Source organism: Agreia sp. Leaf210, assembly GCF_001421485.1.
In the GTDB taxonomy this organism is placed as follows: domain Bacteria; phylum Actinomycetota; class Actinomycetes; order Actinomycetales; family Microbacteriaceae; genus Agreia.
In genome coordinates this window covers 840,543-853,163 of the sequence record NZ_LMKK01000003.1, presented here as the reverse complement: position 1 = coordinate 853,163, position 12,621 = coordinate 840,543, and the positions used below count along the sequence as shown (strand labels likewise).

13 protein-coding genes are annotated in these 12,621 nt (G+C 66.5%); all 13 read left to right on the top strand.

Annotation, left to right across the window (positions count from 1 at the left end; all coding sequences use genetic code 11):
* Window positions 1-540 precede the first annotated feature (540 nt).
* Window positions 541-1,380: a hypothetical protein gene (locus ASE64_RS14490; protein ID WP_235480629.1), complete on the top strand. Its 840-nt coding sequence runs from the start codon at window positions 541-543 to the stop codon at window positions 1,378-1,380.
* Window positions 1,352-2,371, top strand: a complete 1,020-nt coding sequence (locus tag ASE64_RS14485) for an HAD-IIA family hydrolase (protein WP_055781850.1) — start codon at window positions 1,352-1,354, stop codon at window positions 2,369-2,371. Before ASE64_RS14490 ends, ASE64_RS14485 begins: the two co-directional genes overlap by 29 nt.
* Before the next feature lie 28 nt (window positions 2,372-2,399).
* Entirely contained in the window at window positions 2,400-2,555 is a 156-nt protein-coding gene (locus ASE64_RS17670) for a hypothetical protein (protein WP_200920251.1), read from the top strand.
* Window positions 2,548-3,351 carry a TlyA family RNA methyltransferase gene (locus ASE64_RS14480; RefSeq protein ID WP_055781848.1) on the top strand — a complete coding sequence of 268 codons (804 nt, stop codon included), beginning with the start codon at window positions 2,548-2,550 and terminating at the stop codon, window positions 3,349-3,351. Before ASE64_RS17670 ends, ASE64_RS14480 begins: the two co-directional genes overlap by 8 nt.
* 2 nt (window positions 3,352-3,353) lie before the next feature.
* Window positions 3,354-4,268 (top strand): NAD kinase, encoded by a 915-nt coding sequence (locus ASE64_RS14475; RefSeq protein WP_055781845.1) that lies wholly within the window; start codon window positions 3,354-3,356, stop codon window positions 4,266-4,268.
* Entirely contained in the window at window positions 4,261-5,967 is a 1,707-nt protein-coding gene (gene recN / locus ASE64_RS14470) for a DNA repair protein RecN (protein ID WP_055781842.1), read from the top strand. Before ASE64_RS14475 ends, recN begins: the two co-directional genes overlap by 8 nt.
* 118 nt (window positions 5,968-6,085) lie before the next feature.
* Window positions 6,086-7,849 carry a CTP synthase gene (locus ASE64_RS14465; RefSeq protein ID WP_055781839.1) on the top strand — a complete coding sequence of 588 codons (1,764 nt, stop codon included), beginning with the start codon at window positions 6,086-6,088 and terminating at the stop codon, window positions 7,847-7,849.
* Window positions 7,842-8,495 (top strand): NUDIX domain-containing protein, encoded by a 654-nt coding sequence (locus tag ASE64_RS14460; RefSeq protein WP_055781837.1) that lies wholly within the window; start codon window positions 7,842-7,844, stop codon window positions 8,493-8,495. Before ASE64_RS14465 ends, ASE64_RS14460 begins: the two co-directional genes overlap by 8 nt.
* 3 nt (window positions 8,496-8,498) lie before the next feature.
* The gene (gene xerD, locus ASE64_RS14455) at window positions 8,499-9,425 is read left to right on the top strand and encodes a site-specific tyrosine recombinase XerD (protein ID WP_055781834.1); all 927 of its coding nucleotides are present in this window, start codon (window positions 8,499-8,501) and stop codon (window positions 9,423-9,425) included.
* A 70-nt stretch (window positions 9,426-9,495) separates the two neighbouring features.
* A complete protein-coding gene (locus ASE64_RS14450; protein WP_055781831.1) occupies window positions 9,496-10,401 on the top strand; it encodes a ParA family protein in 906 nt (301 codons plus the stop codon).
* Window positions 10,385-11,212 (top strand): segregation and condensation protein A, encoded by an 828-nt coding sequence (locus ASE64_RS14445; RefSeq protein ID WP_055781828.1) that lies wholly within the window; start codon window positions 10,385-10,387, stop codon window positions 11,210-11,212. Before ASE64_RS14450 ends, ASE64_RS14445 begins: the two co-directional genes overlap by 17 nt.
* Window positions 11,202-11,822 carry an SMC-Scp complex subunit ScpB gene (gene scpB, locus ASE64_RS14440; RefSeq protein WP_055781825.1) on the top strand — a complete coding sequence of 207 codons (621 nt, stop codon included), beginning with the start codon at window positions 11,202-11,204 and terminating at the stop codon, window positions 11,820-11,822. Before ASE64_RS14445 ends, scpB begins: the two co-directional genes overlap by 11 nt.
* Complete coding sequence (locus tag ASE64_RS14435; protein ID WP_055781822.1) at window positions 11,809-12,618, top strand: pseudouridine synthase; 810 nt, start codon at window positions 11,809-11,811, stop codon at window positions 12,616-12,618. Before scpB ends, ASE64_RS14435 begins: the two co-directional genes overlap by 14 nt.
* The last annotated feature ends 3 nt before the right edge of the window (window positions 12,619-12,621 follow it).

Here is a 12,621-nt window from a genome sequence, read left to right as displayed (position 1 = left end):
CAAGACTCTCTGCGCCGATGGTACTGCAAGGGGGACCTTGTGGGAGAGTAGGACACCGCCGGACTCCTATTACACGAATGGCCACCCCCTAGGGGTGGCCATTCGCTGTTTAAGCATCCATTCACTGCTACGACACGCGTGACCGTGTACCGTGTGTGAAGCATTGGATGAACCAATCAACTACACAGCATTCAGAGCACGCCGCGGAGTCCGCGTCAGCGTGGGGAGATATTTTCGATGACCGATTCACCTGATCGAGGTCCGCAGCGACCTGGCCGACGAGACGATGCTCCCCGCCAGAACCGGGGTCCGCAGTCCGGACGTCCGTCGGGGTCGGATCGTCCCGATCGACCGAACCGCGCCGACCGTCCGAATCGCCCCGACCGACAGGGTGGTACCGACCGCCCTGCACGCGACGGCGATCGACCTCAGCGTGATCGGCCTGTCCGCGGCGGGCGTCCCGACAGGGGCTCCGACCGCAAGCTCTGGACCAGTGGCGGTAAGCCGGCTCGGAACGACCGCGACGCGCGTTCACGCGAGGTGGAACTCAGCGAAGAGGAGAAGCAGGCTCGAGCTCTCCGCGCCGTGCGGCCGCGCCATGACGACCCGGAGATTCCCGAGGGTGTCACCGCGCGGGATCTCGACAAGGGTGCGCGCAACGAGTTGAAGACTCTCAGCAAGGAGAACGCCGAGGGCGTCGCTCAGCATCTCGCCATGGCTGCGAGGCTCATCGAGTCCGATCCGGAGCTTGCCCACCGGCACGCCATCTCCGCTGCGCGTCGCGCCGGCCGCATCGGCATCGTTCGAGAGACCCTTGCCATCACGGCCTATGCCACGGGTGATTACGCTCTGGCTATCCGGGAGCTGAGGACCTACCGTCGTATCTCGGGATCGAACGAGCAGCTCGCCCTGATGGTCGACAGCGAGCGCGGCGTCGGGCGCCCCGATAGGGCCCTCGAGGTAGGCAGGTCTGTTCAGCGATCCGAGCTGTCGTCGGCCACCCAGGTCGCCGTCGCGATCGCCATGAGCGGTGCGCGCCTCGACCTCGGTCAGACCGAGGCGGCGCTCGACGAGCTCGACATTCCCCAGTTGAACCCCGACGTGGCCTACTCGTACAGTGCCGATCTGTTCTCGGCTTACGCCGATGTGCTCGAAGACCTCGGCCGGGTCGATGAGGCGGAGTCGTGGCGTGAGCGAGCAGCACGCGCCGACGCGGCTCTCGGCGGTGATGACGGCGACCTCGTGGAAGTCTACGAAGAGGACATCGTCTTCGATTCCGTCGACGACGTGATCAGCGATGCCGCTCAGCGTGCGCCCGAAGAACAGCGTGCGCCGGAAGAGGAGAACGGCAGTGAGCCTGTTCGCCCGTCGGACTCGTAGCGTGGCAACCCCTCTCGACGGGGTCGACGTGGTCCTCGCGGATCTCGACGGTGTCGTCTATCAAGGGCCCACAGCGATCCCCTTTGCGGTCGACGCGCTGTCTCGTGTCTCGGCATCCGGAGCCCGGGTGGGCTACGTGACCAACAACGCGTCGAGAACCGACACCCAGGTGGCAGAACATCTTTCTAGCTTCGGGTTGAACGTCTCGCCGAGCGACGTCGTGACCAGCCCGCAGGCCGCCGTCAGGCTTCTGGCCGGCCTCGTCGAACCGGGTTCCCTGATTCTCGTCGTCGGCGGCGACGGCCTCATCGACGAACTCGGCAAAGCCGGGTTCCGCGTGACGCGCGATGCCGCCGATCAGCCGGCCGCAGTCATCCAGGGCTTCTCGCCCGACGTGGGGTGGAAGCAGCTGGCGGAGGCGAGTTTCGCACTTCACCGGGGCATCCCGTGGGTGGCGACGAACACCGATTGGACCATTCCCGTGGCCGGCGGAATCGCCCCGGGCAACGGCACACTCGTGTCTGCGGTGCACACGGCGGTCGGACGACTGCCTGTGGTCGCGGGCAAGCCCGAAGTGCCGATCTTCGAGGAGGCCCAGCGCCGCTTCGATGCTGTGTCACCTCTCTTCGTCGGAGACAGGCTCGACACGGACATCATCGGAGCGAACCGCGCGGGAATGCCCGTGGTGCACGTTCTCACTGGCGTCGATAAGGCCAAGCAGCTTCTGTCGGCGAAGCCCGACGAGAGGCCGCAGTTCATACTCGACGACCTGCGCGGCCTGTTCGAGCCCTATCCCGAGACGACCTTCTCCAAGGACTCGCAGAAAGCGACGGTCAATCGCGCTACAGTCCTCATCCGCGGCAACGATGTCGTGGTGGCCTCGGCCGGAGACAATCCGACCGACCTGCTTCGGGCCGCGTGCGCGGTCATCTGGAAGTCCGGACGCGCCATCTACGGTCTGCAGGTACCCGAGGAGCTCTACGCCGGTTGAGCGATGCAGCGACGGTACTCTAGAAGCTGTGACTGACGCCGAACCCGAGATCTCGAACGCGCTCCTCTCGCGCGTACGTGTCATCGAACAACAACCACTCGACGCCCGAGCCGACGCGTACGTGCAGCTGCACGATGCGTTGCGCGTGCGGCTCGAGGGCGGGGACGCCCTACTCGATGACTGAGTCTCGACTCGACGCCGCTCTGTCTGCTGTCGGGCTCGCTCGGAGCCGTACGCACGCCGCGCAGCTCATCACGGCCGGCCTGGTACGAGTCGACGGAGTGGCCCAGGTCAAGGCGTCTTTCCGTGTGCGAGAAGGCCAGGCGCTCTCCGTCGACGGTGACGACGGCTATGTGAGTCGGGCGGCCGGCAAGCTCGTCGCTGCTCTGGATGCCTTCCCCGACGTGGTCGTGGACGGCCGGCTCGCGCTCGACGCGGGTGCATCGACGGGCGGCTTCACCCAGGTCCTCATGGAGCGCGGGGCCCGGCAGGTGATCGCTCTGGATGTCGGTCACGGACAGCTCGCCTCGGTGGTCGCCGACGATCCGCGCGTTCGCGTCGTCGAGGGTTTCAATGTGCGCTTCGCCACGCCGGAGACACTCGCCGCGGCAGCTCGGGTAGACGAAGCGCCCTCGCTCGTCGTGGGAGACCTCTCGTTCATCTCGCTCACCACGGTTCTGCCGGCCTTGCAGACGGTAGCGACGCCCGATGCCGACTTCGTTCTTCTGGTGAAGCCTCAGTTCGAGGTGGGTCGCACCGGTATCAAGGAGGGCATCGTCAAGAATGCCGGCCTTCGCGGCGAGGCTGTGACGCGGGTGCTGTGGAGCGCCTTCGATCTCGGTCTCGGAACGGCGGGAATCGCATCCTCCCCAATCGTCGGGGCCGCTGGCAACAAGGAGTATCTGATCTGGTTGAGCGCGGTTGTCGGTCGTAATCCGACAGAATGGTTGGATCGCGTGACCAGAATGACGGGAGTCTGAGAATGGTGAACCAGCGCAACATCCTCGTGGTGCTGCACACGGGCCGCCAGGATTCGGTCGACGCCGCTGTGCGGGTCTGCGCTCAGCTGCGTGACGCCGGTGTCACTGCCGTGATCGCCCCCCAAGAGGTCGACGACGTCGGAGCGTACCCCGAGCAGCTCGCGGGCATGCCCGTTCTCGGCGTCGATGTCGACATGGCCGATCTTGAGCTCGTCATCGTGCTCGGCGGCGACGGAACCATTCTTCGCGCGGCCGAGCTCGTGCGCGGGTCTGCCGTTCCTCTGCTCGGTGTCAACCTGGGCCATGTCGGTTTTCTCGCCGAGAGCGAGCGAGAAGATCTCACCGAGACCGTGAGGCGGGCCCTCGCGCTGGATTACCACGTCGAGGAGCGCATGACGCTGTCCGTGCGAGTGAAGGTCGACTCCGAGGTCGTCTACGAGACGTGGGCGCTGAACGAGGCGACCGTCGAGAAGGCGAGCAGGGAACGCATGCTCGAGGTCGTGATGGAGGTCGACGGTAGACCGTTGTCGAGCTTCGGATGCGACGGCGTTGTCATGTCGACCCCGACGGGATCCACGGCGTACGCCTTCTCCGCCGGCGGACCGGTGGTCTGGCCGAGTCTCGACGCGCTGCTGATGGTTCCACTGAGCCCGCACGCGCTGTTCGCGCGGCCGCTCGTGGTCGGTCCGGATTCGGCTCTCGCCGTCGAGGTGCTTCCGCGAACCCAGGGCACCGGAGTGCTGTGGTGCGACGGCCGGAGAACCCACGACCTGCCTCTCGGAGCCCGCGTCGTCGTACGCCGTTCCCCCACCCCCGTGCGGCTGGCGCGCCTGCACCTGGGGCCGTTCTCCGATCGTCTGGTGGGCAAGTTCAATCTGCCGGTATCAGGATGGCGAGGCCCCGTTTCCCGTGATTAACGAAATCTCCATTCGAGACCTCGGTGTCATCGACGATGCTGTGCTGCCGCTCGGCGCGGGCTTCACCGCCGTGACCGGCGAGACCGGCGCGGGCAAGACGATGGTCGTGCAGGCTCTCGGCCTCGTGCTCGGCGCGCGCGCCGACTCCGGAACGGTGCGAAGCGGAAGCAAACAGGCTTCGGTCGAGGGGCGGTGGCTGGTGCCTGCTCAGGGCGACATCGCAACGCGGGTTCAGGATGCCGGGGGAGACCTCGATCCTCAGGGCGACGATCTGGCGGAGCTCATCCTGTTGCGCACCGTCTCGAGCGAAGGGCGCAGCCGGGCCGTCGTCGGTGGCCGGGGTGCTCCCGCGAGTCTCCTCGCCGAACTCGGGGAGCATCTGATCGTGGTGCACGGTCAATCCGACCAGATGAGACTCACCTCGTCGACCGAGCAGCGCGCCGCCCTCGACCGGTTCGCCGGCGAGGCCGTCGCGGGCGTCGCCGCTCGATACGCCGACGCGTTCGGTCGCGCCCGTGCCGCTCGAGCCGAACTCTCGCGGCTCGTCGACGAGCGCGATGAGCGCGCACGCGAGGCCGATGGGCTGCGCGTCGCTCTCGCCGAGATCGCCGAGGTCGACCCGATCGACGGCGAAGACGTCGAACTCGCGGAGCGCGCCGAGAAGCTCACCAATCTCGAAGATCTGCGCCTCGCGGCCGAGGAATCCCGCGACCTCGTGTCGAGCGAGGCCATCGACTCTCATCCCGACATCATCGGGCTCTTAGACAGCGCGCGTCGCCAGCTCGAGCGAGTGGCTCCGCACGATGCGGCCCTGGCCCCCATCGTCGACTCGCTGGCCAGCGCCGGTTTCCTGGTCGCCGAGGTCTCCACCCAGCTCTCCAGCTATCTCGCGTCACTCGATGCGGACTCGGCCGCGGAACTCGATTCCATTCAGCAGCGTCGCGCCTCGCTCGCCGTGCTCGCGCGAAAGTACGGCCCAGAGCTGGCCGACGTGATCCGTTTCGGAGAGTCGGCGGGTCCGCGTCTGCTCGAGCTCGACAACGACTCGGATCGCATCGAGCAACTCGGAGCAGAGCTCGAAGATCTCGATGCGCAGTCTGTCGCTCTCGCCGCGGAGCTCACCGCCGCGCGCACAGAGGCCGCCGTCGAACTCTCGGCGCGGGTCACCGACGAACTCGCCGCCCTTGCGATGCCCACCGCGCGACTCGTCATCGAGGTCTCGCCACGTGACGAGCTGAGCGCCTCGGGAGCCGACGCCATCACGTTCCTGTTGCAACCGCACGGCGGCAGCGCTCCTCGACCGCTGGCCAAGGGTGCATCGGGCGGCGAGCTCTCGCGAGTGATGCTCGCCATCGAGGTGGTTCTGGCTGCAACCGACCCCGTGCCCACCTTCGTCTTCGACGAGGTCGATGCGGGCATCGGCGGAGCGGCCGCGATCGAGATCGGACGTCGACTCGCGCTGCTCGCCAAGACCTCTCAAGTGATCGTCGTGACCCACCTCGCCCAGGTCGCGGCATTCGCCACGAACCACCTCACCGTCGTCAAGGACTCGTCTGGCGCGGTCACCGCGTCGAGTGTCACCCAGCTCGACGGCGATGCGAGGGCGGCCGAGATGGCGCGACTGCTGTCGGGTCTTCCCGACTCGAAGAGCGGTCTCGAACACGCCCGCGAACTGCTGGATCTCGCGGCAGCAGGATAGCTCTACTCGCTCGGCGGACCCGCCGGGCGAGAATCACGGGTCGCACCGCCCACCACGACTGTTAGGATGAAACTCCGTGGCAGATGGTCAAAATCCCCAGGTCCTTTCCGGCTCGTCGATGGCATCCCAGGCGGGCACTCCGGTGACCGGCCTCCCCTCGACCTCGAACACCCCGACGAAGCACATCTTCGTCACCGGCGGTGTGGTTTCCAGTCTCGGCAAAGGCCTCACGGCCGCCAGTCTCGGCAATCTCCTCACCGCACGCGGACTGCACGTCGTGATGCAGAAGCTCGACCCGTATCTGAACGTCGATCCGGGCACCATGAACCCGTTCCAGCACGGCGAGGTCTTCGTGACCGACGACGGCGCCGAGACCGACCTCGACATCGGGCACTACGAGCGCTTCCTCGACATCAACCTCGACCAGGCCGCCAACGTGACGACCGGTCAGATCTATTCGACGGTCATCGCCAAGGAACGCCGCGGCGAGTACCTCGGCGACACGGTGCAGGTCATCCCGCACATCACCGACGAGATCAAGCGCCGGATGCGGCTCCAGGCCGAGCAGCCGGCCGACGGTTCACCGCGTCCCGACGTGATCATCACGGAGATCGGGGGCACGGTCGGCGACATCGAGAGCCAGCCGTTCATCGAGTCGGCCCGTCAGGTGCGACACGAGCTCGGTCGTAAGAACGTCTTCTTCGTGCACGTCTCGCTGGTGCCCTACATGGGCGCATCCGGCGAGCAGAAGACGAAGCCGACGCAGCACTCCGTTGCCGCTCTGCGCTCGATCGGCATCCAGCCCGATGCGCTCGTGCTGCGCAGCGATCGCCCCGTCTCCGAGTCGAACAAGCGCAAGATCGCGCTGATGTGCGACGTCGACGAGGCGGCCGTCGTGAATGCCGTCGACGTGCCCAGCATCTACGACATCCCCACGATGCTGCACAACCAGGGTCTCGACGCCTACATCATCGACAGCCTCGACCTCACTCAGGGTGCCGGAGACGTCGACTGGTCTCGCTGGTCGCCTCTGCTCACCGCCGTGCACGAGCCGAAGCACGATGTGACGATCGGCCTGGTCGGCAAGTACATCGACCTGCCCGACGCATACCTCTCGGTCACCGAGGCGCTGAAGGCCGGCGGGTTCGCGCACAAGACGAAGGTCGCGATCAAGTGGATCCCGTCGGACAACTGCGAGACTCCGGAGGGTGCCGCGCGCGAACTCTCGGAGGTCGACGGAATCTGTGTTCCCGGCGGATTCGGCGTGCGGGGCATCGAGGGCAAGCTCGGTGCGCTCCGCTTTGCCCGCGAGAACGGCATCCCGACACTCGGCCTCTGCCTCGGCCTGCAGTGCATGGTCATCGAGTACGCCCGGCACGAGGCCGGCCTCGAGGGTGCGTCGTCGAGCGAGTTCGATCCCGACACAGAGTTCCCCGTCATCGCCACGATGGCGGAGCAGGTCGACATCATCGCCGGGGGAGACCTGGGCGGCACGATGCGACTGGGGCTCTACGAGGCCAAGCTCGCCGAAGGCTCTATCGTCGAGGCGCTCTACGGGGCTCCGGTGGCCAGCGAGCGACACCGTCACCGCTACGAGGTCAACAACCACTACCGCTCGCAGATCGCGGATGCGGGTCTGTGGTTCAGCGGAACGTCGCCCGACGACTCGCTGGTCGAGTATGTCGAGCTTCCGCGCACGGTGCACCCGTTCTACGTCGCCACCCAGGCGCATCCCGAACTGCGCAGCCGGCCCAGCGACCCGCACCCGCTCTTCCGTGGACTCGTCGAGGCCGCGCTCGAGCGGCACGAGGCATCCAGCCTCTTCTCTCAAGACGAGGCTGCGTCCATCGGCGAGGTCGACGGGGTAGTGTCCGGTGTCTGAGAAGCTGCCCGTCGACGAGCTCGCCGATGAGCGCATCGACCTCCCGATCGTCTCGAGTGAGGTCGTCTTCGAGGGTGCCATCTGGGATGTGCGGCGCGAGACGTTCGACTACAACGGCGATCAGATCACCCGCGAATTCGTCGATCACACGGGAGCAGTCTCCGTTCTCGCCGTAGACGACGAGGATCGGGTGCTCCTCATCAAGCAGTACAGGCATCCCATCCGTTCCCGCGAGTGGGAGATTCCCGCGGGCCTGCTCGACGTCGCCGACGAGGATCCGCTCGAGGCGGCGAAGCGCGAGCTGGCCGAGGAGGTCGACCTCTCCGCAGACTCGTGGAGTGTGCTGAGCGACTACGTGACGACCCCCGGGGGAAACAACGAGGCGATCCGCGTGTACCTCGCCCGTGGCGTCACCGACACCGACGCCTTCGCGCGCGAAGACGAAGAAGCCGACATCGAGAAGCGGTGGGTGCCTCTCGACGAGGCCCTCGACGCGGTCGTGGCCCGGCGTGTGCAGAACCCTTCTCTGGTCGTGGCCGTCTACGCGGCGTTCGTCGCTCGGTCTCGCGGATGGTCGACCCTGGCCCCTGCGGACGCGCCATGGCCTCAGCGGGAGGCGCTGCGCAGCTTTCGGCAGTCGTCGTAGCGCATGGCTCTCGAGCCGCAGGTGAACGAGTACCTGCGTCACCTGACGATCGAACGCGGGCTGTCGGTCAACACGCTCGCGGCCTACCGCCGAGACCTCGGCCGCTACACCGATTGGCTCGCGGCTCAGGGCGTGTCGGATGCCCGGCTCATCACCCCGGCGCAGATCGGTCTGTTCGCTGGGTCGCTGCGCACCGTCGAGAGGCAGGACGAGACTCCGCCGGCACCCCTCGCGGCCTCGAGCGTCGCGCGCGTGCTCTCGTCTGTGCGCGGCTTCCATCGACATCTCGCCGATGAGGGGGCCGTCGAGAGTGATGCAGCGCGGGAGATCAAGCCGCCGAAACTCGCCAGCAGGCTCCCGAAGGCCATCACGATCGACCAGATGAGCACCCTCCTCGGCGCCGTCACCGGAGACGATGTGCTAGCCCTCCGCGACCGTGCCCTGCTCGAGATGCTCTATGCCACCGGCGCCCGCGTGTCGGAGGCCGTGGGGCTCAACGTCGACGACGTGATGGACGACGCCGAGATCGTTCGTCTGATCGGCAAGGGCAGCAAGCAGCGGGTCGTTCCGGTGGGCAGCTTCGCTCGCGAGGCGGTGGATGCCTATCTCGTGCGGGCGCGACCGGTGCTGTCGGCCCGTGGTCGGGCCACACCGGGACTCTTCCTCGGCCAGCGCGGCCAGCGGCTGTCACGCCAGGGGGCATGGCTGGTGATCCAGTCCGTCGCCCGCCGTGCGGGACTCGAAGCACACGTCTCGCCGCACACCTTTCGACACTCTTTTGCAACCCATTTATTGCAGGGCGGGGCTGACGTGCGCGTGGTGCAAGACCTGCTCGGCCACTCGTCTGTGGCCACGACACAGCTCTACACTCTGGTCACCGCCGACACGCTGCGGGACATGTACGTGACGGCTCACCCGCGGGCGCGCTGAGCCGCCTACACGGCCGGGCGTCGCAGGGCCGGTACAGTTGAGTTCGTTCCGGTGACACTTGCCGGGAGGAATGGGAGCAGCGTTCGTGGCGGGCACTAAGAACACCGGTCGGTCCGAGCTTCCGGGACTCGAGACACCGAAGTTCGGCCCCACGGGGCGACCCCTGCGCGAGTTCGCAGATCCTGCACCGCTCAAGTCGCACGGCCCCGCTCGAATCATCTCCCTCTGCAACCAGAAGGGTGGAGTCGGCAAGACGACGACCACCATCAATCTCGGTGCGACGCTCGCGGGCTACGGCCGCCGGGTTCTCGCCATCGATTTCGACCCGCAGGGTGCTCTGTCGGCCGGCCTCAACGTGAACACGCACGACGCGCTGACCATCTACGACCTCCTGCTCGGAAGCGCCAAGGATCCGTCCGCCGCGATCCAGCACACCTCGGTCGAGGGACTCGATGTGATCCCCGCGAACATCGACCTGTCGGCCGCCGAGGTGCACCTCGTGAACGAGGTCGCACGAGAGACGATCCTGGCTCGGGTTCTGCGAAAAGTCAGCGCCGACTACGACGTGATCCTCATCGACTGCCAGCCATCGCTCGGGTTGTTGACGATCAATGCCCTGACCGCGAGCCACGGTGTGTTCATTCCCCTCGAGTGCGAGTTCTTCGCCCTCCGCGGTGTCGCGCTTCTCGTCGAGACCATCGACAAGGTGCGCGACAGGCTCAATCCGGCCATCGAGCTCGACGGCATCCTCGCGACGATGTACGACCCGCGCACGCTCCACTCGCGCGAGGTGCTCGAGCGAGTCGTGGATGCGTTCGGTGACGCCGTACTCGAAACCGTGATCGGTCGCACGGTCAAGTTCCCCGACGCGTCCGTCGCCGGCCGTCCCATCACTCAGTTCGCACCGGAGCACTCCGCGGCGAAGGCGTACAAGCAACTGGCCCGAGAACTGGTCGCGCGTGGCGCGGTCGCCTAGCCCAGACCTCTACGCGGGCGAGAACGCGCCCGCGTTCCAACTCCGCCTCGAGAACTTCGAGGGTCCGTTCGACCTGCTCCTGTCGCTCATCTCGAAGCACGAGCTCGATATCACCGATATCGCGCTGAGCAAGGTCACCGACGAGTTCATCGGCTTCCTCCGAGGTCTCGACTCCGCCGAAGAACTCGATCGTGCCTCGGAGTTTCTCGTCGTGGCCGCCACTCTGCTCGATCTGAAGATCGTCGGTCTGCTGCCGCAGGGCGAACTGGTCGACGCTGAGGACGTCGCGCTCCTCGAGGCCCGCGACCTTCTCTTCGCCCGTCTGTTGCAATACCGAGCGTTCAAGCAGGTCGCCGAGTGGTTCGGCGAGAGCTTCGACGCTGAGTCGACCCGACACGTGCGTCAGGTGCGACTGGAAGAGAAATACCGTCAACAGACCCCGGAACTCGTGTGGACGTTGACGCCGGACGACTTCGCCGCGCTTGCTGCCCTGGCACTTTCCCCGCGCGAGATTCCGACCGTGGGACTGGAGCATCTGCACGCGCCGCTGGTGAGCATCCGGGAACAGGCGGCCCACGTCGTGACCCTGCTGCGTTCGAGCGCGGGCCCGGTGTCGTTCCGTCAGCTCATCGCCGGCATCGCCGAGAAGGGTGTCGTGATCGCCCGGTTCCTCGCGGTACTCGAGCTCTATCGGCACGCGTCGATCTCGTTCGAGCAGATCGAGCCGCTCGGAGAACTCACGCTCAGCTGGACGGCCGAGTCGTGGACCGAGGAGAACCTCTCTAATCTGGGAGCGGACTATGACAACTGACACCTCGATCGAGGACCTCCCCGCCGCCGACGACCCTGCCGCGCCCGCGCCCGTCGTGGTCGCCGATGTCGACCGCGCGCTCGAGGCAATCCTCATGGTCGCCGACGAGCCGCAGAGCCTCGTCGCTCTCGCCACGGTGGTCTCACGCCCCGTAGCCGTCGTGCGGCAGGCCATCGAACGACTCGTCGATGATTTCGACGGCGTGGGCGGATCGATCCGGCGTGGCTTCGAGTTGCGCGAGGTCGGTGGCGGGTGGCGGCTCTACGTCCGCGCCGATTACGACTACGTGGTCACCGACTTCGTCTCGACGCAGAACCCGTCACGGCTGAGTCAGGCCGCCCTCGAGACTCTTGCCGTGATCGCTTACAAACAGCCGATCTCTCGCGGGTCCATCGCCTCGATCCGTGCGGTGAATGTCGATTCCGTCGTGCGAACCCTGCTCGGCAGAGGGCTCATCACCGAGGTCTCGACCGATGCCGAGACGCACGCGATCCTCTACGGCACGACCGATCTCGTGCTCACCCAGTTGGGCCTCAACTCCCTCGATGAACTCCCACCGATTTCGCCGCTGCTCGCAGACGGCGCGGAAGGCTTTGATGAACGACTTTGACGATGCACAGGCGCCCGCCACACCCGACGAGACGGGCATCCGTCTGCAGAAGGTGATGGCGGCTGCCGGAGTGGCCTCGCGTCGCGCCTCCGAGGAGCTGATCGCCGCCGGCCGTGTGCGGGTGAACGGCCAGGTCGTGCGCGAGCCGGGGCGACGGATCGATCCGGCCGTCGACAAGCTGGCCGTCGACAATGTCGCCATCCAGCTCGATCAGTCGAAGCGCTACGTCATGCTCAACAAGCCCGTCGGGGTCGTGTCGAGCCTCGCCGACGAGAACGGCCGGCCGGATCTGCGCGAGTTCACAGAGCAGTACGAGGAGCGACTGTTCAACGTGGGCCGCCTCGATGCCGAGACGTCTGGTCTGCTGATCCTCACCAACGACGGTGATCTTGCGCATGTTCTCGCCCATCCCTCGTTCGGCGTGATGAAGACCTACATCGCCAAGGTCCGCGGGGCCATGACGCCGCAGACGGTGCAACGACTGACGAGCGGTCTCGAGCTGGAGGATGGCCCGATCGCGGCCGACAAGGCGCGATTGCTCGAGACCTCGAACGGGTTCAGTCTGATCGAGATCACGTTGCACTCCGGTCGCAACCGGATCGTGCGGCGCATGCTCAAAGAGGTCGGTCACCCTGTGGTCGACCTCGTTCGGCGCTCGTTCGGCCCCCTTCACCTCGGCAACCTCCGATCCGGGGCGATGAGGGAGCTCAGCGGTGCAGAGTTGGGCCAGATCCTCACCCTGTCACGCTCCAACGACTCGATCCCGCCCGCTGCGTCGCCGGAATCGGGGGAGTAGACC

What these genes read in the sequence shown, in the direction of transcription:
- ASE64_RS14435 (WP_055781822.1), top strand. Translation starts at nt 11,809, where the DNA reads ATGAACGACTTTGACGATGCACAGGCGCCCGCCACACCCGACGAGACG.
- scpB (WP_055781825.1), top strand. Translation starts at nt 11,202, where the DNA reads ATGACAACTGACACCTCGATCGAGGACCTCCCCGCCGCCGACGACCCT.
- ASE64_RS14450 (WP_055781831.1), top strand. Translation starts at nt 9,496, where the DNA reads ATGGGAGCAGCGTTCGTGGCGGGCACTAAGAACACCGGTCGGTCCGAG.
- ASE64_RS14480 (WP_055781848.1), top strand. Translation starts at nt 2,548, where the DNA reads ATGACTGAGTCTCGACTCGACGCCGCTCTGTCTGCTGTCGGGCTCGCT.
- ASE64_RS14475 (WP_055781845.1), top strand. Translation starts at nt 3,354, where the DNA reads ATGGTGAACCAGCGCAACATCCTCGTGGTGCTGCACACGGGCCGCCAG.
- ASE64_RS14465 (WP_055781839.1), top strand. Translation starts at nt 6,086, where the DNA reads ATGGCATCCCAGGCGGGCACTCCGGTGACCGGCCTCCCCTCGACCTCG.
- xerD (WP_055781834.1), top strand. Translation starts at nt 8,499, where the DNA reads ATGGCTCTCGAGCCGCAGGTGAACGAGTACCTGCGTCACCTGACGATC.